Below are 25732 nucleotides of genomic sequence, written 5' to 3' on the forward strand. Positions count from 1 at the left end.
GCAGATGCCAACCTCTGGATCGACAGTGTCGCCTCAATCTGACACCAAGGCCGCACGAGGCCGACCGCGACGTTCTCGAAGTCACCGCTCCACTCGTGCACGGGGGTCTGATGCACGTTTAGGTGACAGTTTGGTCAGGCAGCGAGTGCGACCTGTTGTTCTTGATGGTCTCGTACTCAATCGGCGTTGAACGCCCGTCTTCCCCTGGGCGACTACTTTGAACACATTCACAATTCACCCACCTGTTGTTGAGATCGACAGGAATCAACGATCAACCAGCTGCATGAGCTCACGGAACCAACTCTTCACGTCTCCGTCAGGATCCGACTCAGCCAGGCGATCCAACGTCATGCTCCGGAAGCCCACGTCGGCGAGACGCGACTTCACAAGGTTCTTTCTAACAGGTCGAACACCATCTGTGTTCTTAGTGGCCTCGACGACAAGATCCGGGACGTTAGATTCGGCCGAAACCTCGACACGCACGCCAAGGGCATCGAAGATGGCATCGGTGTGCAGATAGTTCTCCATCATTAGCTTGGAAGTGATGACCGCTAGCGAGCCGTCTCCCCGAGCGTTCACCTCGGCGGCTACTTCCCTGTATTCGTCAACGTCGTTGTCGTACAGATGAAACTCAACTCTATTCAGACCCTTCAGGTATCGGTTGCTCACCCATTGCCCGAGGGTCCCGCCACCTTGAGGAACAAACGCAAACCTGCGATCCGATATCAAGTCTGGATAGGCCTCAGGGTCGGCTAGGTGCAACACGCGCGAGAGGTTTCGCAACGAGGTGACATCGTTAGGACCCTCCACGCAGATAAGCACCTTGACGCGATTGTCAGGCTGGACGCCAAGCTCATCAGCAAGCTCGGCCCAAAGATCATCCTTGTCTTCGGTCACAACCGGAAGGCTAGATACCGGATCCTTCCGCACGTATCGCAAGCTCTCCGCGGGCAACTGAGAAACGAAACCCGGACTATGGGAGGTCAGGATAATCTGCGTACCTTGTACATCGGCCATCGCTTGGAAGGAATCAAGCAGGATACGCTGATTTCGCGGATGCTGCGAAGTCTCCGGTTCTTCGAGCGCATAGATCACTGAACTCTTCTCTTTGGCCTCGATCATCCTCTTTGCTTCGGCCTTGAAGAAGCTGACGAGAATCAACCTCCGAACCCCGGAGCCGCGCTTATTGATAGCCACCCCGTTTGATCCTTGCAGCGCCACTGAGAAGAGGCTGCTCCAGCGTGGATCACTCTTGAACTCAGGCACCAACCCCTCAGCGATGTCCGGATCGATTTCCGAGAGAGCCTGGTGAGTTCGGCCTGCCAGATCAGTCGCTTTGGCGCGAACTGCTTCAATAACCTCATCCAGAAGCTTCTGCACCGACTCTTCTGCGAGAGCCGCCGCGACGGCCATTTTCATAGGTTCTTGGACCTCATCATCTGAGTCCGTACTCTTCCGATCCGATTGGAAAAGCGCGAAGTGTGGCAGGTGCAAGGCAAGCTTCGACCAGATCTTCCCGCCATCCTCCTTACCCAAGGGAACAATTGACTTCTCAAAGTTCAGTTCTTCGCTCCCCCACAGGGCGGACCGTAAACTCGGATTGGATGCCTTGTTGACCGCGGCGAAAGTTGCATCGTCTAGTCGATCCTTGGCCAACTTCTTGAGAGCGGTATTTCCAATCGTGACCAAGTCAGTTAGACCATCGTTCGACGGATGCTGACAGATCGCGTGAACTTCCTCTTTCGGTTTTGCAGTTGAACAAGTCCATCGCTTCCGAATCTGCAATTCTCCGTCGGAATCCAGCAAGTATTCCTCAGACAGTGTGGTCGTCGCCTGTGCGTCCAGGATCAGTTCAGCGGGCAAGTCCGCAAATTTGCAGGTGATCTGGAAATAGTCGTCGAGGGTGGAGACATTCTTATCCGACACTTCAGGCTTCACCACGTTGCCACCGAAGAATATGTCCAGCGCCTCCAGTATCGTTGACTTCCCGATATCGTTCCGTCCGACAACTGTGGTCAGGTCACTGAAGGAAACCCACTGTTCCTCCTGGTAACCACGAAAATTCTTAAGCGCGACCGCGACGAGTCTCATATGCCTTCAACTTTCAAAGAGTGTTTCGCATAGACATTCAGCATCGCTCGATTTAGCTCCGTGCAGGTCAGGCAGAATTTCGGCAAAGGTCCATGTGTTCCGATCCTATCGACGGGTCCAGACATTCGACTCGTACCCGGCTAAAGCAGACCTCTCGGTGAGTTGCGCGTGACCTTGGTAGGCATAGGTAGGGTTTGGGCTCCTGCTCCCACGGTGTTGCAAACCCAAGCGCGGTAGCGACCGCAAGACGGATGTCGCTGCCGGTACTGATGGCCATGTCGCGCGAATCACGTTCATATGACCCAAGCCTGCTTTCCATACCCTGATCGACCCGTTCGAGGGCTTGGACTAGTTCCCTTGTTTCGCATTGTCATCATTTCCCTGACGATCCGCTTGCTCTTTAGCACTTTGTTCCGCCCAGTGCTCCATAAAGACTCGTCGAATGGTCTGTTGTTGCCGTTCCGATAGCGGCACCCATTCGGATTCAACTTTTCGTATGTGCGCTTCCATGTCGAACTTCGGAAATACCCTATCCACGTCGACCACTCGAATCATGATTTTTTCGATCATGCGGCCATCCCGCCCTGTCGCGCGCGACTTCACGGCAGGAAGCGATCCCTTCTTGATGTGGTTGCGTATGGTCGCGGTGCAACGGTCGGCGCGGACTGCTGCTTCAGCTATGTCGATCCACTCGTCTGTTTGGGTCATTGGTTTACTCCTTCTGTGTGATGGCTTCCCACGGAACAGAGGAATCTCCCGCGACTGGCGAAATTGTGACTCATAGTCCGTGGACTCATGGTCAGCTTAAACGAGATCGTTGATGGGTGACCATCCCTTCGCACCGCATTGCCTTTGGCGAGCACTTACGCGAGCTGCGCAAATCCCGCGGATGGTCGTCACAGGAAGCTTTCGCTCACCACGTCGGCTTGGACCGCACCTACATCAGCGGCCTGGAGCGAGCTCGACGAAACCCGACGCTGGACATCATCGTGAAACTCGCAGCGGCCCTTGAGGTTTCCCCTTCCGAGCTGCTTGCGACCATCAAGTAGCAGTTCGCATACGGGGTGATGCGTGGTACAGATTGTCGCGCTGATCAGCTTTTTTAGTGGTTTAACGTCAGTTAGACTGGATTCTGAGTCGAATACATCGACAGACCTACAACTGAACAAGGTGGGGTTTCATTGACCTCTGTGACGCATCGCATCACCCAGTACAACAAGGACGTCGGCCAGCCCCGTGGTGGGCTGATCAATCCCAAGCTCTTCACGGTCGAACAGCTCGGTGGCGATGGCTATGGCGTGCTGGATGGAAAACAGGAGAACAGCCATGCCAGCGTCGTCGGTGCGGCCGTCGACTACTTGAGCCGGTTGGCGCTCGTGCGATCGACCGAAACGGGTGCCATGTCCGAGGCTGCCGATGTCTTCCGAGCTTCGCTGCGAGGGGCTCAGCGAATCAGCGACTTCACCGACCACGTGGCTGTCGCCTCTGATGCAGCGTCTGCACTCGGTGAACTGCCGATCGAAGATCTCGAGGATGGCACGGTCGCCTTCAGAATTGACGAGACTGCGGTGCTGGTTGCGTGCCAGCTGGCGACGTACGACGTGGGGCTGCGGGCAGGCGTGCATCTGTACAATCCGGAGAGCACGTTGCGCAGCCCGGATGAGACGACCACGGCTCATATCCTGGCAATGGTCCAACGCGCGAAGCGGTTCTTCGAGACGTACGGCCCGGTCACTGCGGACGGCTTCGTCTTCGTCGACGGGGACGAACTGCTCGCTGGCGGCCGCGGTGGATACACCGACCTGGTGAACAGCGGAGATGGAGACTTCCTGACTGCGGATACTCTCTGGGACTTCAAGGTGTCCGCCTCGAAGCCGACTAAGGATCACACGCTGCAGCTGCTGATGTACTTCCTCATGGGCAAGGCGTCGGGGATGCCGGAGTTCGCAACGCAGACGCAGGTGGGAATCTTCAACCCACGACTCAATACGGTGCACCGCCTGGCGGTGGCCGAGGTACCAGCAGAGGTCATCGAGATCATTCGTCGCGACGTGATTGGATATGCGCGATAGCAATTGAAACGGATTGGGCCCACGACCGTGGGATCCGTCATTTGAGGTTCACCCTGCTCGCGCATCGGAAACGTCCGATGCCGCACGGTATCGCGCCAGTCAATACACAGTCGCTCATTCTGCGCATCGGAGCCTGCTAGTGCACGAGCGCCAGCGCGTGTCGAGCGTAGGCGTCGATTCTCGTCCTGAAGCCTGCGCCGCTCTTCAGCGCTGCGATTCAACCTGCCGCCTGCCCCGGCCTATATTACGAGCCTAGCGACTTCTTCGCTCCATGCGCTCCATGGTGATAACTGCGAGCGAAACACATACCATCTGGCGAACTCAACGTCACATGGACCCATCAGCTGTTTCAAAGCCAGAGGCCTCCTATACGGTGCTGGTATGGACAGGCCAGTCAATGGCACAAGCCGCGGAGCTCGCCTCCGAGCGCAGCGGCCGCTACTACAATTGCCTGCTTGCGCCATCCACCCGCAAAGATGGTTATGTGAAAGAATTCGCGAACCCAGCCCAGCCGACCAAAGATGAGGAACGGCTCCAGCTAGCTGCACGCACGGCAGAACGCATGGGTCTGGCGGATAACCACTGGTTGAGTTGGTTCAAGTGTGGGATTGGCCCACTTGAGCATCTCAACGATGAGTTGTGTCCTCCCGAGGAAGCTAGCAACCGCCCTGGAACGCGCCGGGCAGGTTGGTTGCTAATCTCTGGTACGACTGCGAGTTCCAGTCGCACACCCGTGGCGCATCGCATCGAGACGAGTGGCCTGAATACCTCGACAAGCTGGAACAAGGTAAGGCCGTGAATCCTCCAAATTTCTAGGTTGAGCTCCCTGCAGAAACGGTCAGGATCACGATGAGCCTTTCCGGATCAAGCTACCAGTTAGCCACCGAGACTGGAACCTATTTCGTGGGTCAAGTCATCTGAGTTGGCTACCCCAGAGGGATGGCCTGGAAGTATGTCAACATGCCTAAGCAGTTATCCACGAAGTTCCGATCGCCTACACGCAAGTGTGCCTTTGCCCGGCTGGAGTAGGCATGGCCGGCGTTCAGAGTTCTATCCGCTGATTTCGTCTACACGAGGACAGAATGTGAAGTGCCCCGGTCAATCCATCCTTTGGAACGGATTGACCGGGGCATTGACAGCGGAGCTATTGTTCCTCTGTCGATGCTCGCTCAGGCCCTGCGGCGCGCATTGAGCAGCCCTGCTCCGAGCAGGACCAAGAGCGCTGCCAGCGGGATAAGGAGCAAGCTCTCCGGCCCCATGCCGGTCTGCGCCAGCTCCCCGTCACCCTTGTCTTCCGGTTTCTCGGGGTCGACGGGCCGGTCCTTCGCGATACTGTTCGTCAGGGAGACACCAACCACATTGCCGTCTCCAATCGTCACCGTTTCGATGCTGAACTTTGCGCCCGTCCAGGTGCCGCCCGGGATCTCGACAGGGATGGCTTCGGTCAGGCCGACGGTCGCCCCGTAAGGGATCGGCTTGCTGGTGACAGCAGTCCCGTCGGCCTTAACAGTGAGACTGCCTGAACCGGCCTCAAAGCCCTCGCCTGCCGGATAGGAATAGGCCACGGTGAACATGGTAGAGCCCGCCACCAGGTCCTGGCCGGTGCCATCGATCAACTTCGTCACGCTGAACGCGCCGTTGTTCAGGTCTATGGTGTTCTCCACTCCAACGGAGACGGTGTCGTCCTTCGCTACGGTAATGACGTTGCCGGTGGTGAAGCTCGCGGGACGCCAGGTTCCACCCTCGACGCCGTCCGGAGCGACCTCCGAGAGCGTGACAATCGCGTTCGCGGGGATGCCGCTCACGACAACCGGGTCACTGCCTGCGGTCACCTCGACGGTGCCGGAGCCCGCTTCGAAGCCTGGTCCAGCCGGGTAGGAATACTCGACCGTGAACGTCACGTCATCCGCGATGAGGTGCTTCCCCGACCCAGTGAGCGTCTTGGTGACGCTGAACGAGCCGAGGTCACGCTCGATCGTATTCGTCAGCTTGACCGCGAGGGTAGTCTCGTCACCGATGGTGAAGTTCGTGTGGTCGAACGCAGCATCCGTCCAGGTTCCGCCCGCGATAGCCGGCGGGGTCGCTTCGGTGAGCGTGACCTCGGTTCCATACGGCAAGCTAGTGCTGGTCACCGCGGAGCCGTTGTTCAGTACAGTGAGCGTGCCTGTGCCCGTGCCGGGGGTGATGCCGAGGGCCTCGGGGAGCACGTAACTGTAGTTCACGTTGAAGGCGACGTCCTCGCCGACGAGGGGGGCTGCGTCGCCATCGACCTGCTTCATTACAGAGAAGTCGCCATCGTTCCAGGCGATCGGGTTGTCAAGTGAGATCTGGACGACCTGGTCCTTGACGACCGTGAACTGCGCGATGTCGAAAAGAGGCTCGCCCCAGGTTCCGCCGATTGGATCGACCGGGCGAACCTCGTCGAGCGTGACGGTCGCGCCTTCAGGGATCCCGCTGATCTCCGAGGAGCTCTCATCGGCCTTCACTGTGACGGTGCCGCTGCCTGCTTCGAAGCCGTTGACCGCCGTGTACGAGTAGTTCACCGTAAACTCGGTGCCCGTAGGAACTAGGGACTCACCCTCGCCGGACACGCTCTTCGTGACAGCGAAGCCGCCGGTGTTCTGCGTGATCCGGTTCGTGACGGTGAGGTCGATAGCTCCGTCCAGCGGCAGGTTCACCAGCTCGTTCTCCGCGTAGTCGACGCCGTTCACGGTGTAGACCGGGTCCGCCCAACTTGTTCCGGCTGGGGCCGGAGTGAACCACTCGAAGAAGCTGTAGCCCACGTCTGCGAGTAGATCCAGCTTGATCTCACTGCCATCGGCAGGGAGCATGAACTGCCCGCCCGTGAGGTTCTGGATGCCCTTGTCGACAGCTTCCTCTCGCGAGTAGCCAATGCGGAACGCGTCCACGCCGGTCATGAGCCCGTCAGGGTTCTCGACGACCTTCCGCGCGGTAAGCTCGCCGGTGCGCAAGGTCGCCTCGTTCACGAGCGTGATCGCCGTGGTCTGGTCGAGGTTGCCGTTCGCCTTGGAGAATCTGACCTCAGTGAGCTGCTGCCCGTCCTGGCCGACGAACGCAGGGGCTTCCCAGGTCACGTTGGCTGGATCGGTGGGCTGCACCTCCCGCAGCACCACACGGGTGCCATCGAAGAAGTCTTCGCTGGTGAACGTCTGTCCGCTCTTGACCTCGAAGGAGCCCGACTTGTACGGAGTGTTCGGGTCGACAGCATCGTCGTAGGCGTCGTAATTCACCGTGAAGGTGGGATTCAGGACCGTATCGCCCTGGAGCTCCTTGGTGACGGAGAAGTTGCCGAAGTTCGATCCGTCGACATCGCCACCGCCGGAACGCCGAGTCGCACTACCCTTGGTCGGGTCGGACGTCACGCCGTCGATCGTGTATGTGGCGGAGTTCTCGTAGGTGCCAGCCTTGCCGAGGTCCTTCACCTTCACCTTCCAGATGGCCTGGTAGAACGAGCCGGAGGGCACGTTCGTGCAGGACGAGCTGGTGCTCGTGCCTGCGCGAGATACGAACGACACCTCGGTCTTGTCCGCGTTCCAGGTGCCTGATGCGCGCTCAAGCCAGCGAGGGGCCTCCTGATTGTTGCTGTTCGGGCGCAGGCAACGCCCTTCCCAGAGCTGGGGCCAAGTTTCCCCCTCGTAGTCCGTGACGAGCTCGAAGATATCCGTGTCGAGCTGATCGGTGATCGTGACATTGCTGCCCGCGGGGATGCCCGAAGGCGGTGCCGGGAGGCGAACCGTCCAGGTGATCACGTCGTCGAGGCTGTTGTACGAGCCGGACTTCTTGAACCGGTACCCCGCGAATTCGCAGACCTCGTCGCAGTAGGCGGGATTCGGCTCCACTGTGACGGGGACCGACTGGCCGCCGAAGTCGAAAGTGTGCTCGGTTGTCGTGTCGTTGCGCACGTCGATGCGCACATCGAACCAGAAGCTGCCGGAGACGCCGTAAGGATTTGCCTGAATGAAGTCCGGGTCGACGGTGCAGGTGATGTTCGTCGTCGTCACCACGCACGTCCCCGCGGTCACCCCGCCCGGACCCTTCATGTCGAACTGGTCAGGTGAGCCGGTCATCCCGGGCGGGAGGTCCACCGACAGGGTCACGGGGTTCGTGGCCTTTGCGGGGATGCTCCAGTCGACGTGCAGCGACTGGCGGCTGCCGTCGGCGACGGTGTCAGTCTCGAAGGCGACGTTGTCGATCTGCACTTCAGACGCGGCGTGTGCAGGCGCGGGAGCGGCCACGACGACGCCAAACACGACGAGTGCTGAGAGGATCAAGGCGAGAACGGTTCGTGACCGCGTTCGTTGTTCGAGTATGAAGTGGTTTGAAGTCATGATCCCCTCAGAAATGTTCCAGAAAATGTATCGAGCAGCTTCTGCTTGCGCGATGAAGGTTGTAGCGGCCCACGGCCCAGGGCCCAGCCTCCTTTACATGCGCAGTACGCCGGGCGTGCGCAGCGAGGCTGCGGGTGGCGGCAAGCGGAAGAGAAAGTATGGCTACCTGCCCCTTATTCTGGACAGCAGGAACGCGCAGTCGATTGATCGCATTCGATATTTCATCCTGAATTTCGTCCCTTGGTGCCCGCACCGAGGAGCGACTTGCCCGCCCTGTAGAGTGGCGGCATGCAGAGTACCGAGTCGGAGGATCGGCGATCCGCCGACGGTATCGGGCCGCGGCTTCCTCCTGGATTCGTGCGCCGCGACAGGCTGATCGGGCTTCTCGATTCCTTCTCCAGCCTTCCGCTCATAATTCTCCGGGCACCAGCCGGGGCGGGGAAGAGCTCGCTGGCAGTGGACTGGCTCCTTCATCGCGGCGCAGCGGACCATGCCGCTTGGATGACGCTTGACCTGTCGGCCCTCCCGCGTTCGGAGCTCTGGTCGGAAATTGTCGGCGCTTTTGGCGGCCCGCGGACGACTCTGTCGGGCAGCGCGGCGGCGGCCATCCTCAACCGGCGACGAAGGCCGACGACGGTTGTATTCGATGATTTCCAGCATGCTTCGCCGGAGCTTGTGGACGAGGTCGCGAAGTTCGCTCAGCTGCTGCGGCGCGGACGGGTCATGATCCTGACGCGAGCAGCGGGGAGCATCGAGTCTCCACTTCGGCGAGTCCAGGCCGGCACGGGTGTGGTGACCGCCGAAGACCTCATGCTCACCGCCGACGAGGCGGAACTTATCGCCCACAGTGCGGATTCCGCGCCTCGTGACACGGCGCTCATACTTAAGGCGACCGGAGGACACCTGCTTCTCACCAGGCTCGCACTCGCCTTGCCAGATGACGACTCGGCTGAGGCTGTAGCCCGAGAGGTCAGGAGCTGGGCGCTCAAGCTAGTTCGCCCCGATCGACTCGACGCCGTACTCCGGCTCGCTCTGCTGCCTGTGGTGACGGGCGACCTCGCCAGGATCGTGACGGAAGACCCAGACGCGGGCTTTCTCCTGCAGGAGCTCGTCGCGGACGGCCTGGGTGGCCACGGGACGGACGGTTCCTTCGAGTTCCACCCCGTGATCGGCAAGGCTCTTCGCCATCACGCGCTGTCTACGATCGCCGAAGAAGACCGGTGCCTTGCGCTGACAGCGGCCACCGCACACATGCGCAGCACCCCTCAACACGCGGAGCACGCGCTGCGGCTCCTGGTCGAAACCGGTCAGCTCTCTGAGCTCTGGCCGCACTTCGCGACAAGCCTCACGGACTCCGGCGCAACGGACCTCCAGCGGACCATCGAGTCGTTGCCCCTTGACGTGCTCGCCTCGGACAGCATGGCGTCAGCCATCTCAGCCCTGGCCCACAGCAGCAACGAAGCGATCCCCTCGGGAGAACTGCTCAACATCGTCGATGCCGCCCTCGCTAACATCGGTCGCCGCCCTACCTCCGAGGATCCGGAAGCGGCCGTTTATCATGAGCTCGCAGTCCTCACGCTCCTCCGGTCGGCCTGCAGGTACGAGGCCGCCAGCGAACGCGCTCCTCGACTCCTCGCCCTCACCAACGGCCTCGCCCCCTCGGGTCGGACCGCGGCGAAGCAAGCGGCCTGGTGGGGCCTGCTTCACGCCTCCGTGACGATGACGCTGGCCGGCCGCCTCAATGATGCAGAGAAGCTGCTGGACGAGCAAGAACATGATCGAGATGCCGACCGCAGCCAGCGCCGATCGGTTCAGCGTGCTTTCATTCACGCCATGCGCGGCGAGTTAGCACTTGCCGCTCGCCTGCTCGACGACCAAGGCCGCGACGCCCCGGACTCGCCGCACTGGACAGCGCGACTGTCCATCACCCGAGCCACGGTCCAACTCGAACGGGGAGACGCCGTTCGAGCGCGAGAGACGCTCAGATCGGTCGAAGAGCTGACCGCGCCCGTCCGCGAATGGCCGTATGCCGTCATCGTCACGGCGCGCACCCACATCGCAATGGACCCGCTAGCTGGAATCGAGGACGTCGACCGCCTGCTGCGACGGCACACCGGCCAACCGATCAGCCGCGCGGTGCGCGACCTGCTCTCTTCTGCCGTCGCCGACCTCGCACTCGCGGCTGGAGACCTACCGCGCGCGCGGCGGATGGTGGCCGACCGAGAGAACCGCGACGTCGCAATGCGGCTCACGGCCGCGAGGATCGCGCTCCTCGCTCCCGACCAAGAGACCGTCCAAGATTTGCGCGGCCTAACAGAGCGGGGGGACCTCTGGCCGCGCTTGCGTGCACAGGCGCTGCAACTGCTCGCAGCGCACCTCCACAGGCTCGGTAATCAAACCAGCGCCCAAGACGCACTCAGGCGCGCATTGGCTGTCACCGGCGGCCACGACATCAACCTCATCCACACGCTCCTCCCGCTTGGCGACTTGGAAGCCCTCGCCCACGCCGCAGGAGTGGAACTGCCCCGCCACTTGAGCCGAAGCAATCATATGGAACGACCCTTGGCGTCGATCGGGCTCACCAAGCGCGAGGCGCACCTGCTGCTTCGCCTGGCCACGAGCGCCCGCCTGAGCGATATCGCCTCGACCGAGTTCGTCACGCTCAGTACCATCAAGTCCCAGGCGGCCAGCCTTTACAGGAAGCTGGGCGTCACTTCCCGCCGCGACGCCGTGGACGAGGCGCACCGCCGCGGTCTGATGGACCTGAGCAGGGAAAGCCCGCATTAAGGTGTCGAAACGGACGCGTTGCCGCCGGAGCATCACGACTCCTCCTGCAGCAGGCTCGCCTTCTTTACGGATCAAGCACGCATACTCAGCACCTATGTTGTGGCCGCCCGACAACATGAATGTCAATGGGAGATGAAATCTGAGCTTCGATGCATTGCATTCATGTGAAAGAAATGGAGATTTTCACACGACATCGTGCGATTTTCACAAGTTCGACAGCAAAGGGTTTTGACCCCATTTTGCGGGTGCGAATCACCCGCGTTTTCGTTGGCAGACCAGGCATAAATGTGAGTACCTACCCATGAACCTGATGCGCGTGATAGTGTTGCCGCACCGTGAACAATCTTGAGAATTTCTTCCGTAGACATTCAATGCCGACGCGTACCGACCAGCCTGCCCGTTCACGTTGACGTACTGCTCGTCGAAGCTGGTTCCGCCTTCTGAGAGCGCCTGCTCGAAGACTTCGCGGAGATGATGCAAAAGCGCAACGGCTCCACGCACCGACACCGCAGATCCGGGGGTGTCTGGGTGGATGCGCGCGCGCCAGAGCGTCTCGTCGGCGTAGATGTTTCCGACCCCGCTCACCATTCGCTGGTCGAGCAGGAGCTTCTTCGCGCCGACTCCACGCGACCTGAACTTCTCGACAAAGGCGGTGTCGTCGAAGTGGGGATCGAGCGGGTCGCGCGCAATGTGTGCTGCCTGCGCCGGAATAGAACCGATTGGCGCCGCTGGAGTCAGCGCGTCAAGTGCGAGGGAGCCAAAGAGCCGCTGGTCGGCGAAGTCGACCCTCAGTTCGCCGTGCTCGGGGTGTTCGATCCAGGTCCGGATCCGCACGTGCCGATCGTCCACCGCATCTGTCGCCCGCAGCAGCATCTGCCCGCTCATCCCGAGGTGGGCCAGAAGCGCAGTTTCGGGCTCCTCTGCCAGCTTCCCCGAGACGCTCGGCGCGGTCTCGACCGCGAGCGGGATCCACAGGAACTTCCCCCGCCGTTGAGGCGCCTGGAGCGTGCGCCCGGTGAGGCGGCGCTCGAAGTCAGCGGCGCGGCTACGCGCCGCCCCCTCAGGGAGGGTGCGGCCGTGCCCGCCAAGGCCGGGGTCCTCCCCCGCTGGCGTGTGGCGCTTGAGGGCGCGCGGATCCATCACCTCGACCGCGACAACCCGCGCACCGGTGACCGCAGGCGCGAGCCCGGCGCGCACGACCTCTACTTCGGGAAGCTCGGGCATTGCCTACCGGCCAGCGGCCTGCGCGCCGCCCTTGCTCCCGCGCCTCGCTTTGCGCCCCGCGCGTGCGGCGCGCAGCTGAGCAGCCGCGTCGCGGGCCGCCGCCAGTTCGGCAACCTTCTTACTCGTGCCCTCGCCCGTGCCGACGACATCGCCAAGTCGCACTGTCGAACTGAACACCCGAGCGTGGTCAGGGCCGGCGCCGATAGTGTCATACGTGGGGCCGGGGAGCCCGCGCGTCGACGCCTCCTTTTGGAGGGTAGTCTTCGGGTCGAGCACTTCCGTAAAGCGATCAGGGTCGTCGAGCAGCGGCTCGATGAGTCGCAGCACAAAACGTGCGGCTGTGTCAGCATCGGTCGAGAGGAACACCGCGCCGATCACGGCTTCGACGGTGTCGGCGAGGATCGAATCTTTGTCGCGACCGCCTGTTTGCTCCTCGCCCTTACCCAGGCGCAGCTCGTCGCCGAGGCTGAGCCCGCGAGCGACTTCCGCGAGTGCGAGCGTCGACACGAGCGCAGCACGGCGCTTCGCGAGCTCGCCTTCGGTGAGGTCTGGATGCTCACGGTAGAGCTTCACCGTGACAGCCTGGCCCAGAATTGAGTCGCCAAGAAACTCGAGTCGTTCGTTGTGCGGGGCCGCATCGTGCTCGTAGGCCCACGAGCGGTGGGTCAGTGCGAGTTCGAGAAGCTCCGGCTCAACCGCGACGTCGAACGCGTGAAGAAAGCCGCCTGGCACTCCCTGAGGGGTGCCCGACGGCTCTCCGTGTTCGTGTCGCGGGAGTGAGTGATCATTCCCCGTCACGGGTAAGTCTTACGCGTCAGCTACGCGGCGACCCTTGTACTCGAGGAACAGAGCGTTGCCCTGCGAGTCCTCGACCACGCGGGCGCGGTGCGGGAGGCTGTACACGGTCTTGCCGTTCTCGACAGTCTTGACGAGTGCGGGTACCGAAGCCTTCCACGCCGAACGGCGGTGACGGGTGTTCGAACGCGACATCTTGCGCTTGGGAACAGCCATGATGCTCTCTTTCCTAGTTACTCTCAGATTCGGGCACACCCGAACCTAATGATTCTACAGCCTTGAAGTCAGCCAGTGCCGCCCAACGCGGATCAATATCCACATTAGTCGCCATCACAGCCTCAGTATCGCGTGGCTCGCCGGACTCGGGATCGAGTCCCGGGCAGTCCGGGCGACACACAGGCTGGAACGGCAGTGCAAGCACTACCGCGTCTCGGAGCGGGGGTTCAAGATCCACGTGATCACCGTGAACCCCATACTCGTCGGCCTCCGTAGGAGTATACGCGAAAAGTTCCTGAAATTCGACTTCAAACGGCGCGGTGAAGTCGCGAAGGCAGCGACCGCACTCGGCGTGCATCGTCGAACGCGCCGTCACCGACACCAGGATCCCTTCGTGCACCGACTCGAGACGCACGTCAAGCGAGAGCTTCTCGCCCTCAGGGATCCACGCGAGTGCCTCCCCAAAGCGGTCGGGCACGACGATCTCAATCTCGCGCTCGCGCATCTCCCCTGGACGGTTGACGATGTCGCGGACGCTCTCCTCGTACAGCCGGGCCATTATGCTGGCCTCGTCGTCGCGAGAAAGCGCGCCACTGCCGCAGGCACGTACGGGCTGACGTCTCCCCCGAGGGAGGACACCTGGCGCACGAGCGTGCTCGACACGTGGGCGTGCGAGGGCTCAGGGAGCATGAATACGGTCTCGACATTCGCGAGGCTCCGATTCATCAACACCATCGGCGTTTCGTACGCAACGTCGAGCTGCGAACGGATGCCCTTCACAAGCACCGAGGCACCGACCTCCGTGCAGTAATCGACGAGCAGCCCGACCGACCACGATGCAACAATGACATTGTCAGGCGTCTCTGGATCCTCGTCAAGCGACTGCTGGATCAGCGACATCCGCTCAGAGATCGGCAGCATCGCCGACTTTCCTGGATTGTGGACGACAAGTACGTGGACCTCGTCGAACACGGCAGCTGCGCGCCGGATCACGTCGAGGTGCCCGAGGGTGATCGGATCAAATGACCCGGGAACCACTGCGATTTTGCTCATACCTCTACAGTACGCGGTCGAGCCGCAAGATGCCCTAAAGCCCGTGCTGCTTTGCAAAGATTACGGCGTGAACGCGGTCACGAAGCTGAAGCTTCGACAGCACCCGCCCGACGTGCGTCTTCACCGTGGATTCAGACAGAAACAGCTCTGCTCCGATCTCCGAGTTGTTCTTGCCGTCTGAAATGAGCTTCAGAACGTCAAGCTCGCGCTCTGTCAGTTCGCTGAGTTCCGCAGCGACAGCGTCTCCCGCCCCAGGCGTGGGTGCTGCGAACAGGGCCGCTGGCGCCGCGGCACCTGTGTCACGCATCCGCTCCATCATGCGTGCTGTCACTGCCGGGGCCATCGCGGCGTCACCGCTCGCGACGCGACGGATTGCGTCGACGAGCTCAGTCGGGCGTGCATCCTTGAGGAGAAAACCGCTCGCACCCGCCTGAATCGCGCCGATCGCATACTCGTCAAGGTCGAAGGTCGTGAGCACGAGCACCCGTGTTGCTGGAAACTCAGCGACGATGCGCTTCGTCGCCTCGATGCCGTTCATTCCCGGCATACGCACGTCCATAAGCACGACGTCACAGCCGTTACCCTCGCCCGACAACCGAGCGAGCTCTGCGAGCGCTTCGCCGCCATCACCAGCCTCGGCGACGACCTCCATGTCAGACTCAGACAGCAGCACGAGCCGAAACCCCGTGCGAATCAGCTCCTGGTCGTCGACAAGCATGATCCTGATGTGATGCGGATCGATCACACTCACCCTCTCTCACTCGGGTTCGTCCCCGCGCCCGCGGGGAAAAACGCACGTAATTGCCAGCCCTCGCCAAATGGCACCGGGCCCGAACTGATTGAGCCTCCGAACACGCGGACGCGCTCCGCGAGGCCCGCGAGGCCGCGGCCCGACCCGAGGCCAGTCGTCGGCCCAACTGTATTCGCGGGTCTTCCATGGTCACGCACCACAACCTCGAGGCCGTCCGCCGCGGCACGCAGCGTCACGTTGGCTTTGGCGCCAACGCCAGCGTAGCGGAGCACGTTCGTCAGGCCTTCCTGCACGATCCTGAATATTGCGAGGCCCTGCAGCCTGTCAGGCAGGGCCTCGACGTTCGTGTCGAGAGTCACGAAGAGGCCTGCGTCTTCGAAGCCTTGGACGAGTCCCGGGATGTCGTCAAGGCTCGGCTGCGGCGCCATGTCTGCGGCCTCGCTCATCTGCAGCGCGCCAAGGAGCCGCCGCATCTCTGTGAGGGCGGTGCGCCCGGTCTCAGCGCTGCGCTGCATCGCATTCGCTGCCTCGGTCGGCGCCTTCTCGACTGCGCGAGCCGCGCCCTCGGAGAGTGCGATCATGACCGACACTGAGTGGGCGACGATGTCATGGATTTCTCGGGCGATTCGAGAGCGTTCCTCTGCAACGGCGAGCTGCGCAAGCTGGTCACGCTCGCGGGCGAGCTGATGCGCCCTGTCAATAATGGCCTGGAGGTAACGCCGCCTGTTGCCAAGATTGATACCGATGAGCAGCACGGCGAGCGCCCAGATCGCGTCGAGCACGATCACACCGATCAGCCCTCGCCCCTGCGGATTCTCACCAAAAATCGTCGTCATGGTCGGGATCGACACTGCAAGGATGTTGCCGCCGACAGCGATAGCGTATGCGATCCAGCCCGTCCGCACGTCGCGGTAGACAGGTACCGCGTAGAGCAGGAACCAGCCTGCGACGGCGTTCGCAATGACGAGCGGGCCGCCCTCACCAAAGAGCGCGACAGTGACGATGATGAGGCCGATGAGTGGCGCGCGACGACGGAGGATCAGCGCAATGGTGCCAGCTGCGAGCCGCAGCGACAGCACGAGCGTGTAGGCCGCGGTTGCGATAACGTTCTCGCCGGAGCGATCGTAGAACAGCGTGAAAATGTCGAGGAGCGCAAGCGGGATCGCCCCGATGAGATAGCACACAAGGATCGCCATGTCGATCGCCCGTGGGTGCGCCGCCACCCACCGCCTGATCGCGCCAGGAGGGTTCGGCAGGAACGCCTCAGAGTTGGCTCGCGCGGCCTCACTCATCTGCGTCTCCCCCATCACACTCTTACCCTACTGGCGCGACCGGAAAACTCCCGGTGCTTCAGCCCCGCGACTACTTCGCGTCGCGAGACTTCAGCACTGCCAGGCCGAGAGTCGATGGAACGGCCGCCCAGAGCGCGATGGCAAGCATCGCGACCCAGTACGTCGGGTCGGATCCCGTAGCAACGTCACCCATGCTGAGCGTGCTGCCGAGCGACATCGGCAGGTATTGGCTCACGGTGGGAACCCACTCCCAGCCCGTCATCGACAGGAACTGGAAACCGATGGGCAGCACGAAGATGAGGCCAGCGACGAGCGCGATCCCGCCAGCCGTTGAACGCAGCACCGCGGCGAAGCCGAAGCCAAGGAGCGCAACGCAGGCGAGATAGACGATGGCGCCGAGCGCTCCCGTCAGCACGGTGCCTGAGAAGACCTCGCCAGCTGCCGCCGGTAGGAAGGCGATACCGATCGCGAGACCCACGAGCACAAGGACGAGGGCGGTGACTGCGGCAATCGCGGCGAGCACGATGGCTTTTCCGAAGTACATGGGCGTCCGCCGGGGCACGGCCGCGAGACTCGACAGGATCATTCCGCTCGAATACTCGCTCGAGATGACGAATACCCCGAGCACGCCGAAAATGAGCGCGAGAAACGGCGAGGCAAAGGTCGAGACAGTCAGCAGGTAGCTTTGGAGCGCGTCGACGGGCAACGCCGATACGTCGAGGCCCTCGTAACTAAAGGAACTCTTCATCGCCCACGCGCTGAGCAGGCTGAGCCCAGCGCTCGCGAGCAGCGTGATGAGCAGGGTTGTGCGGATCGAGCGGAGCGAGCTCAGCTTGATCCGTTCAGATTTGACCACGCCGCCGAAGCTGAGCTTGGGGGCACTGCCTGAGCCGGCGAAGGTCTGCCGCGTCGTAGGTGGAGTGTATGTTGAGGAAGTCATGAGTGGGTCCAGTTCGTCGAGAGTCGGTGGGGTCGCGTTCCGGGGCTCAGCCGGCAGCGTACTCGAGTTCGTCGCGAGTGAGCTGGAGGTAGGCGTCCTCGAGGCTGCCGGTCACCGGCGTGAGCTCGTGCAGCACGATGCTGTTCGACGCGGCGATCGTACCGATCTCGGCCGCGGTGAGGCCCGCCGCAGAAAACCCCTCGCCCTCGCCGCGGTCCAACGGCTGTAGGTCGATGTCGGGGCGCCCAGTCATCACGAGCGACGCAAGCTCGGCAGCCTGCGGGCTGCGGACCGTGACGCGAGCCGTGCCGTTGCCGACGAAGTCAGAGATCGGAGCGTCGGCGACAACGCGGCCGCGCCCGAGCACGATCACGTGGTCGGCCGTCTGCGCCATCTCACTCATCAAGTGGCTTGAGAGCAGCACCGTGCGGCCCTCGCTCGCCAGGTGGCGCAGCAGGTTTCGCACCCAGAGCACACCGTCAGGATCAAGGCCATTCACTGGCTCATCAAGGATCAGCACTTTGGGGTCTCCCAGGAGTGCGGCCGCGATCCCGAGACGCTGGCCCATTCCGAGCGAGAAGCCGCCGACCCGCTTGTTCGCGACTGACTCGAGCCCCGTGAGTTCGATGACTTCGTTCACTCGCTTGTCGGAGATGCTGTGCGTCGCTGCGAGAGCCCGCAGGTGACTCCGTGCGCTGCGGCCAGGGTGGACACCCTTCGCGTCGAGCAGGACGCCGATCTCGGCGAGCGGTGCGCGCAGCTCTGAGTAGCGCTCACCGTTCACAGTGACAGTACCGGCGCTTGGCTTGTCGAGACCGACCATGAGCCGCATGCTCGTCGACTTGCCTGCACCGTTCGGCCCCAGGAAGCCTGTCACCTGGCCAGGCTGGATCGTGAAGCTGACATTGTCGACAGCCTTCTTCGCACCGTAGTGCTTGGTGAGCCCGCGAGCCTCGATCATGATGTCTCCTATTCGAGAGAGGTTGAGCGTATAGCTTCAGCCTAGGAAAGGAGCCATTGGGCCGTATCCCACTTGAGTATCGGGGCCGTAGTACCCAGGTACCGTTTGCGTGTGCTTCCGGACTACTCAGGAAGTCGCATGGGCCGCAGTCGCGCGACGTGCGGCCTGCGCGTGCGCACGCATGCGCTTACGACTTCGCGAGGTTCTCGAGATGTTCTTCTTCGCGGGCGATCATCGCCGCGAGGCCCGGGTGTGTGATGAGTTCTGGATCGACGTCGAGCAGCGCGCCCGCAAGCTCCCGGGCGTGCGCGATGAGCTCCCCGTCGTGCGTGACGCGAAGCAGCTTCAACGTTGACTTGCCGCCCGACTGGGCAGTCCCGAGGATGTCCCCCTCGCGCCGCAGTTCGAGGTCAATCTCGGCGAGCGCGAACCCGTCGCTCGTCGCCGCAACTGCCTCAATGCGCTCGCGGGCTGTAGTGCCTTGCTCCGCGACACTCATGAGGAGGCAGAGCCCAGCATGGGCACCACGGCCGACGCGCCCGCGGAGCTGGTGCAACTGCGAGACACCGAAGCGATCGGCGTCGCGCACAATCATGATCGAAGCGTTCGGCACGTTCACACCGACCTCGATCACTGTTGTCGCGACGAGCACATCAATCGCACCAGCGGCGAACTCACTCATCACGCGGTCCTTCTCGGGGCCCGGCATGTCGCCGCTCAACGCCTCAACTCTGAGCGCGCTGAAATTCTCCATTGCCCGAATCTCCGCGACCGAGTCAATGACGTTCGCGAGCGGCCGCTTGGGCGGTTGGGCGCCAGGCCCTGCGACGCCGCCGCCCGTGGCCTCGTCGTCGGGCTCCCCTGCGAACTCGCCCTCTTCAAGATTCGGGGTCTTTCCACCTGAGATGGCCGGGCACACGACGTAGACCTGCCTGCCAGCGCGAATATCTTCTGCTGCGCGCTCCCACACGCGCGCGGCCCGGCGCGGCATCTCAAGTTCGGGGACGACGAACGTCTCGATCCCTTGCCTCCCTGGCGGCAACTCTCGAATCGTGAGTGTTTCAAGGTCGCCAAACGCGGTCAACGCGACAGTTCGCGGTATCGGGGTCGCGGTCATCGCGAGGACGTGCGGCTGGGCCCCCTTCTGCCGGAGCGCCTCGCGCTGTTCCACCCCGAAGCGGTGTTGTTCGTCAATCACAGTGAGGCCAAGGTCGTAAAACGTCACCCCCTCGCTCATGAGTGCGTGGGTACCGACAGCAACGAGCGCATTGCCTGAGGCGAGCGACAGCAGCGCGCGGCGCCGCTCGGCAGCGGGCATGCGCCCGGTAATGAGAACAGGATTCAGCGAGGCCGCGAGGTCAGGGCCGAGCGCCTCAACAACCGACCGGAAGTGTTGCGCCGCGAGCACCTCGGTCGGCGCGAGAAGGGCACTCTGTCCGCCAGACTCCGCGACCTGCAGCATCGCCCGGAGCGCGACAAGCGTCTTACCGGAGCCAACCTCGCCCTGCAGCAGCCTGTGCATCGGGTGCGCGAGCGCGAGCTCATCGGCAATGACGGCGCCAACGGCGACCTGGTCGCCGGTGAGGTCGAACTGCAGCGCTGAATCGAAGCGTTCGAGCAACGCGCCGGCCGGACGGGGTGTGCTCGCTTCGGCCGCATGCTGGCGGCGCCGGTACATCAGCGCCAACTGCAGGTCGAATGCCTCACGGAATTTCAGGCTGCGCTGCGCGGCTCGCCAGTCGCTGTCATTTCGGGGCCTGTGCGCGCCTTCAAACGCGGCGCGAAGCGACAGGAGCCCCTCAGCACGAAGCATCTCGGTCGGCAATGGGTCTGGCACGTCGGCAAGAGCATCGAGCACCATCTCGACAGAGCGTTGGATCGTCCAGCTCGGCATCTGCGTCGTTGCCGGGTAAATCGGCACCGGCGTCTCGGCCCAGGCCTTCGCAGCGGCCTCCTCGAGCTGTGCTCCTCCAGGAACCTCGGCGTCAGCATCAAAGAACTCGTAGTCGGGGTGTTGCAGTTGGTAGGCGCCTCGATACTCGGAAACCTTGCCCGCAAATATGCCCTGACGGCCGGCACGAAGCTCGTTCGCCCGAAACGGCTGGTTGAAGAATGTCAGCGTCAGCGTGCCAACGCCGTCAGTGATCCGTGCCTCGACGATCTGGCCTGGGCGCCGCTGCATGCGCCGCACCCGCACATCAAGCACCTGAGCCACCACGGTGACCTGCTCACCCACCGGAAGGCCAACGAGCGGCGTCAGTTCGCCACGCTTCGAGTATCGGCGCGGCAGGTGCTCGAGCAGGTCTTGCGCCGTGCGCATACCAAATGCTTTCTCGAGAGCTTTCGCGCTCTTGCCACCGATGATCCCGCTCAGCGGAGACTCGAGGGTTACATGCGCCATACGCTAAGGCTAGCGTGGGGACCCGACATTTTGTCTCGTGTGGCCACAGGGGCGGGCAAGACGGTCAACCGATTCTGGCCTCCCCCACGATTCCAACGGGTAGTGTGGAATTGTGACCGAATCAGTTGAACGCCGGATCCCGTTGGCAACAGTACCCAATCTGCGGACGCTCGGCGGGCTTCCCGTTGCAGGTGGCTCAGTCGCAGAGGGCCTACTCTTTCGATCTGCGACGCTCGGTGCCGTTTCTGAGACGGACGGGGAGGCGCTCCTCGGTCTCGGCATTCGGCGCGTCGTCGACTTCCGAACCGATGGCGAACGACGTAGCGCCCCAGACAAGCTTCCGCCCGGCGTCACAGGAGTGCACCTCGATGTGCTCGGCGACCACGCGCGAGACCTGTCGGCGAGCCTCGCCCACCTTGGCATGCCGGGGGCCGAAGGACGCGAGGTGAGCGCAGAACAGCTCGCCGCGATCAAGCAGCAGATGGCGGAGATGCTCGGCGGTGGCAAGGGCGTGAAGATCCTCCAAGACTCGAACAGGCTGATCGTGTCGAGCCCCTCAGCGATTGCGGCGTTCAGGGAGTTTTACGAGGCCCTCACGGCGCCCGAGGGCTACGTCCCGACACTGTTTCATTGCACGACCGGTAAAGATCGCACCGGGTGGGCCGCCGCGTCCTTCCTGTTGCTCGTTGGCGCAGACGAGGAGACGGCAGTTGCTGATTATCTGCAAACGAACGTCGACATCCTTCCGATGATTGAGCCGATGCTTGAACGTGCGGAACGCAATGGCGTCGATTCATCGCTCATCAAGCCGGTGCTGACCGTGCACGAGAGCATGTTGCAGGCGGCCCTCGATGAAGTGCGCGAGCGCTTCGGTTCGATCGAGGGGTACTTCACCATGGGGCTCGGCTTGAGCGATGCGCAGCTCGAGACGCTCCACGATCGTTTCGTGACGGCTGGCTGAGTCGTGACACGTATCATCGCGGGTCGGGCAGGCTCGCTGCGGTTGGAGGTGCCGAAAGCGGGCACTCGCCCAACGAGCGACCGCGTTCGAGAGGCAATCTTCTCAGCACTCGAATCATGGGGCGTCATCGACGGGGCGAGGGTCGTCGACCTCTACGCGGGCTCAGGGGCTCTGGGGCTTGAAGCCGCGAGTCGTGGCGCCGCCTCGATCACCCTCGTCGAAAAGCACCCGCAGGCCGCGCAAGTGGCGAATCGCAACTCACAGACTGTCTTGCAGGCGTGGCAGCGCGGGGCAGCAAAGGCTGCAGGGACTGCAGGAACTGGTTCATCTGCTGGATTCGGGGCTCATCCACCGACAATCGAGGTGGAGCGTCAGTCTGTTCAGGCGTTTCTCGACCGTGAGCTCGCACGCGGCACGAGCGCACGCTGGGACGTTGCGTTGATCGACCCGCCATACGATCTCGATGAAGAGTCGCTGACCGCGAACCTCACCGCCCTCCTGCCACTACTCGCCCCTGAGGCTGTTGTCCTCGTCGAGCGGAGCAGCCGCTCCCCCGAGCCGACGCTACCCACAGGGCTCGAGCCGATCCGCAACCGAGCCTATGGTGAGACTGTGCTCTGGTGGTATGAACCCGCCTAACCTTGAACGCTTCGCGTGGCGTTGACTCACGCCTGCAGCGCCAACGCTGTGTGCAACGACTGGCAGCGGCCAGCGATATCTCATGAGATCTGCACTCTGAATGCTGGGTGCTGTGCTGTCGGGGATATCTAGTGAAGATTCCAGTAGCCAACGCCGACAACAGGCTCGACCAGCCGACAACAGGCTCGACCAGCCGACATCAGGCTCAGCCAGCCGACAACAGGCTCAGCCAGCGACAACACGCTCGGCAAGCGGGGCAGCAGTGCCGCCAGGCCCGCCATACACAGACGGGGCCCGGGTCACCGACCCGAGCCCCGCAGCGTTTACCGCGCGCTAGCGCGGGATGAGGGTGTACTTCGTCGAGAGGAACTCGTGGATCCCCTCAAAACCGCCCTCGCGGCCGATGCCCGACTGCTTGAGGCCGCCGAAGGGAGCCGCAGCGTTTGATACGAGCCCGGTGTTCAGGCCCATCATGCCTGTCTCGAGCTTCTCGATCATACGGTGGCCACGTGCGACGTTCTCGGTGAACACGTAGCTCACGAGGCCGTACTCGGTGTTGTTCGCAAGCTCGACAGCCTCTTCCTCTGTCGAGAAGCGGATGATGCCGAGGACGGGTCCGAAGATTTCCTCGCGCATGATCGCCGACTGCGGGCTGAGCTTGTCGATGACTGTCGGCTGGAAGAAGTTGCCGGGTCCGTCGATAGCTTCGCCACCGGTGACGATTGTCGCGCCGGTCTCGACTGCGTCTGCGACGAGGCGAGCAGTGTTTGCAACTGCCTTCTCCTCGACGAGCGCGCCGATGTCGTTGCCTTCGTCCGCGCCGCGGCCGATTGTCATCGCGCTGACCTTCTCGCCAACGCGGCGGGCGAACTCGTCCGCGACCGATTCGTGCACGATGATGCGGTTCGCAGCGGTGCATGCCTGACCGATGTTGCGGAACTTGGCGAGCAGCACGCCTTCAACAGCCTTATCGAGGTCTGCGTCCTCGAATACGACGAACGGAGCGTTGCCGCCCAGCTCCATCGACGTGCGGAGCACGTTCTGGGCAGCAGCCTGCAGCAGCGTCACGCCGACCGGGGTAGAACCGGTGAACGAGAGCTTGCGGAGGCGAGTGTCGGAGAGCAGGGCGCTCGACTGAGCGCTCGACTTCGACGTCTGCACGACGTTCACGACGCCAGCTGGCAGACCGGCATCCTCGAGCAGCTGCGCGAAGAACATCGTCGTGAGCGGTGTGAGGGCCGCCGGCTTGATGACGACCGTGCAGCCAGCAGCGAGCGCCGGAGCGATCTTGCGGGTTGCCATGGCGAGCGGGAAGTTCCAGGGCGTGATGAAGTAGCACGGCCCGACGGGGATGTGTGAGACAACCATGTTGCCGGTTCCCTCGGGGTTCGGACGGTAGTCGCCGCGCACGCGCACAGCCTCCTCCGAGAACCAGCGGAGGAACTCGCCGCCGTAGTTCACCTCACCGCGAGCCTCGGCGATGGGCTTGCCCATCTCCATCGACATGAGCAGCGCGAACTCTTCCTTGCGCTCCATGAGCAGGTCGAACGCGCGGCGCAGGATGTTCGAGCGCTCGCGCGTCGAGGTTGCTGCCCACTCGTCCTGCACTGCGACTGCGGAGTCGAGTGCGCGCACGGCATCCTCGACCGTTGCGTCGGCGATCGTCTTAATGACGGCGCCAGTCGCGGGGTCCACAACATCAAACGTTGCGCCGGAGGTCGAGTCCTCCCACTTTCCACCGATCGCGAGCCCTGAAGGGACGCGGTCGAGGAGTTCTTGTTCGTTGGGCTTGAGAGCCATAACGGTTTCCTTTCAGCCTAATGGTGCTGCGAGAGCGTGGGTGCAGCGAGAACTAGTTTGCTGCCAGCGCGTCGGCGACGATCTGGAGGGCCTCACGGAGCAGCTCGTCAGAGATCGAGAGCGGCGGGAGGAAGCGGACAACGTTGCCGTAAGTTCCGCAGGTGAGGAGGATAACACCCTCATTCGCAGCGTGCTTTGCGATTGCGCCTGTCAGCGCAGCTGCGGGGGTCTTCGAGCCTGACTCGACGAACTCCACAGCCATCATCGCGCCGCGGCCACGGATGTCTCCGATGCGGTCGTCGCTCTTCTGGAGCTCCGCGAAGAACTCCGAGATGATTGCGCCGATCTCGCCTGCGCGGGCCGCGAGGTTTTCCTTCTCGTAGGTGTCGATCGTTGCGAGTGCTGCTGCACATGCGATCGGGCTGCCTGCGTAGGTGCCGCCGAGTCCGCCTGCGTGGGCCGAGTCCATGATGTCGGCGCGGCCTGTCACCGCCGACAGCGGGAGGCCGCCAGCGATGCCCTTCGCAGTAGTGACGAGATCAGGGACAACACCCTCGTGGTCTGCCGCGAAGAGGTTGCCGGTGCGGGCGAAGCCTGTCTGCACCTCGTCGAGGATGAAGACGACCTTGTTCGCGGTTGCCCAGGCCTGGAGCGCCGGGAGGAAGCCCTCGGCGGGAGCAATGAAGCCGCCCTCGCCCTGGATGGGCTCGATGATCATCGCGGCGAGGTTGTCAGCGCCGACCTGCTTCTCAATCTGAGTGATGGCAACCTGTGCAGCCTCTGCGCCGGTGAGGCCGTCGCGGTACGGGTACGAGGTCGGTACGCGGTATACCTCTGGGGCGAACGGGCCGAAGCCGTCCTTGTAGGGCATGTTCTTTGCGGTCATGCCCATGGTGAGGTTCGTGCGGCCGTGGTAGGCGTGATCGAACACGACGACGCCGTTCTTCTTGGTGAAGTGACGCGCGATCTTGATTGCGTTCTCGACTGCTTCGGCGCCCGAGTTGAAGAGCGCTGAGCGCTTCTCGTGGTCGCCCGGGGTGAGCTCGTTGAGCTTCTCGGCGACGGCGATGTAGCCCTCGTACGGCGTGACAGTGAAGCAGGTGTGGGTGAACTGGTTCACCTGGTTGGTGACAGCCTCAACGACTGCGGGTGCCGAGTTGCCGACGCCTGTGACGGCGATACCTGAGCCCAGGTCGATGAGCGAGTTGCCGTCAACGTCGACCATGACGCCGCCGCCTGCGGCAACGATGGAGACGGGGAGCGCGACGCCAACACCGGCCGCGACGGCTGCGTTCTTGCGCGCGAGGATCTCCTGCGACTTCGGGCCGGGGATGCTGGTGACGAGCTTACGCTCCTGCGGAAGTGAAGGGCCGCCGGTGAGAGTCATGGATGTCTCCTTA

20 protein-coding genes are annotated in these 25732 nt (G+C 62.7%); 5 read left to right on the plus strand and 15 right to left on the minus strand.

Annotation, left to right across the window (positions count from 1 at the left end; genetic code table 11):
* Positions 1–264: 264 nt before the first annotated feature.
* On the minus strand, positions 265–2091 hold the full coding sequence (locus ACF07D_RS08700; RefSeq protein WP_391504624.1) for an ATP-binding protein: 1827 nt from the start codon (positions 2089–2091) through the stop codon (positions 265–267).
* Between the two features lie 348 nt (positions 2092–2439).
* The gene (locus tag ACF07D_RS08705; protein ID WP_391504625.1) at positions 2440–2799 is read right to left on the minus strand and encodes a hypothetical protein; all 360 of its coding nucleotides are present in this window, start codon (positions 2797–2799) and stop codon (positions 2440–2442) included.
* Between the two features lie 116 nt (positions 2800–2915).
* Between ACF07D_RS08705 and ACF07D_RS08710 the strand changes: the two genes are divergently transcribed.
* On the plus strand, positions 2916–3140 hold the full coding sequence (locus tag ACF07D_RS08710; RefSeq protein WP_391504626.1) for a helix-turn-helix domain-containing protein: 225 nt from the start codon (positions 2916–2918) through the stop codon (positions 3138–3140).
* 132 nt (positions 3141–3272) lie between these two features.
* A complete protein-coding gene (locus tag ACF07D_RS08715) occupies positions 3273–4163 on the plus strand; it encodes a hypothetical protein (RefSeq protein ID WP_391504627.1) in 891 nt (296 codons plus the stop codon).
* Positions 4164–5332: 1169 nt separating this feature from the next.
* On the opposite strand, the gene ACF07D_RS08720 is transcribed toward ACF07D_RS08715, so the two are convergent.
* Positions 5333–8512, minus strand: a complete 3180-nt coding sequence (locus tag ACF07D_RS08720; protein WP_391504628.1) for a DUF5979 domain-containing protein — start codon at positions 8510–8512, stop codon at positions 5333–5335.
* Between the two features lie 288 nt (positions 8513–8800).
* Here ACF07D_RS08720 and ACF07D_RS08725 point away from each other — a divergent pair, with 288 nt between their 5' ends.
* Positions 8801–11299: a LuxR C-terminal-related transcriptional regulator gene (locus ACF07D_RS08725; RefSeq protein WP_391504629.1), complete on the plus strand. Its 2499-nt coding sequence runs from the start codon at positions 8801–8803 to the stop codon at positions 11297–11299.
* A 252-nt stretch (positions 11300–11551) separates the two neighbouring features.
* On the opposite strand, the gene mutM is transcribed toward ACF07D_RS08725, so the two are convergent.
* From mutM to ACF07D_RS08775, 10 genes are all read right to left on the minus strand, one after another.
* The gene (gene mutM / locus ACF07D_RS08730) at positions 11552–12523 is read right to left on the minus strand and encodes a bifunctional DNA-formamidopyrimidine glycosylase/DNA-(apurinic or apyrimidinic site) lyase (RefSeq protein WP_391504630.1); all 972 of its coding nucleotides are present in this window, start codon (positions 12521–12523) and stop codon (positions 11552–11554) included.
* 3 nt (positions 12524–12526) lie between these two features.
* On the minus strand, positions 12527–13255 hold the full coding sequence (rnc, locus tag ACF07D_RS08735) for a ribonuclease III (RefSeq protein WP_391504690.1): 729 nt from the start codon (positions 13253–13255) through the stop codon (positions 12527–12529).
* Positions 13256–13330: 75 nt separating this feature from the next.
* Positions 13331–13534 carry a 50S ribosomal protein L32 gene (gene rpmF / locus ACF07D_RS08740; protein WP_119283991.1) on the minus strand — a complete coding sequence of 68 codons (204 nt, stop codon included), beginning with the start codon at positions 13532–13534 and terminating at the stop codon, positions 13331–13333.
* 13 nt (positions 13535–13547) lie between these two features.
* Positions 13548–14093, minus strand: coding sequence for a YceD family protein (locus ACF07D_RS08745; protein WP_391504631.1), 546 nt, complete (start codon positions 14091–14093; stop codon positions 13548–13550).
* Positions 14093–14587 (minus strand): pantetheine-phosphate adenylyltransferase, encoded by a 495-nt coding sequence (gene coaD / locus ACF07D_RS08750; protein WP_119283993.1) that lies wholly within the window; start codon positions 14585–14587, stop codon positions 14093–14095. Before coaD ends, ACF07D_RS08745 begins: the two co-directional genes overlap by 1 nt.
* 34 nt (positions 14588–14621) lie before the next feature.
* Complete coding sequence (locus ACF07D_RS08755) at positions 14622–15305, minus strand: response regulator (RefSeq protein WP_391504691.1); 684 nt, start codon at positions 15303–15305, stop codon at positions 14622–14624.
* Between the two features lie 29 nt (positions 15306–15334).
* Positions 15335–16645 carry a sensor histidine kinase gene (locus ACF07D_RS08760; protein ID WP_391504692.1) on the minus strand — a complete coding sequence of 437 codons (1311 nt, stop codon included), beginning with the start codon at positions 16643–16645 and terminating at the stop codon, positions 15335–15337.
* A gap of 55 nt (positions 16646–16700) precedes the next feature.
* On the minus strand, positions 16701–17570 hold the full coding sequence (locus ACF07D_RS08765; protein ID WP_391504632.1) for an ABC transporter permease subunit: 870 nt from the start codon (positions 17568–17570) through the stop codon (positions 16701–16703).
* A gap of 46 nt (positions 17571–17616) precedes the next feature.
* Positions 17617–18531: an ABC transporter ATP-binding protein gene (locus tag ACF07D_RS08770; protein WP_119283996.1), complete on the minus strand. Its 915-nt coding sequence runs from the start codon at positions 18529–18531 to the stop codon at positions 17617–17619.
* A 187-nt stretch (positions 18532–18718) separates the two neighbouring features.
* The gene (locus ACF07D_RS08775) at positions 18719–20932 is read right to left on the minus strand and encodes an ATP-dependent DNA helicase RecG (protein ID WP_391504633.1); all 2214 of its coding nucleotides are present in this window, start codon (positions 20930–20932) and stop codon (positions 18719–18721) included.
* Between the two features lie 112 nt (positions 20933–21044).
* On the opposite strand from ACF07D_RS08775, the gene ACF07D_RS08780 reads away from it, so the two are divergent.
* Both ACF07D_RS08780 and ACF07D_RS08785 read left to right on the plus strand, forming a co-directional pair.
* A complete protein-coding gene (locus ACF07D_RS08780) occupies positions 21045–21893 on the plus strand; it encodes a tyrosine-protein phosphatase (protein ID WP_391504634.1) in 849 nt (282 codons plus the stop codon).
* A gap of 3 nt (positions 21894–21896) precedes the next feature.
* Positions 21897–22532, plus strand: coding sequence for an RsmD family RNA methyltransferase (locus tag ACF07D_RS08785; protein WP_391504635.1), 636 nt, complete (start codon positions 21897–21899; stop codon positions 22530–22532).
* 333 nt (positions 22533–22865) lie between these two features.
* On the opposite strand, the gene ACF07D_RS08790 is transcribed toward ACF07D_RS08785, so the two are convergent.
* Entirely contained in the window at positions 22866–24332 is a 1467-nt protein-coding gene (locus ACF07D_RS08790; RefSeq protein ID WP_119284000.1) for an NAD-dependent succinate-semialdehyde dehydrogenase, read from the minus strand.
* 52 nt (positions 24333–24384) lie between these two features.
* Complete coding sequence (gabT, locus tag ACF07D_RS08795) at positions 24385–25719, minus strand: 4-aminobutyrate--2-oxoglutarate transaminase (protein ID WP_119284001.1); 1335 nt, start codon at positions 25717–25719, stop codon at positions 24385–24387.
* Positions 25720–25732 lie beyond the last annotated feature (13 nt).

The organism is Leucobacter sp. NPDC015123 (genome assembly GCF_043080205.1).
Taxonomy (GTDB): Bacteria; Actinomycetota; Actinomycetes; order Actinomycetales; family Microbacteriaceae; genus Leucobacter; species Leucobacter aridicollis_A.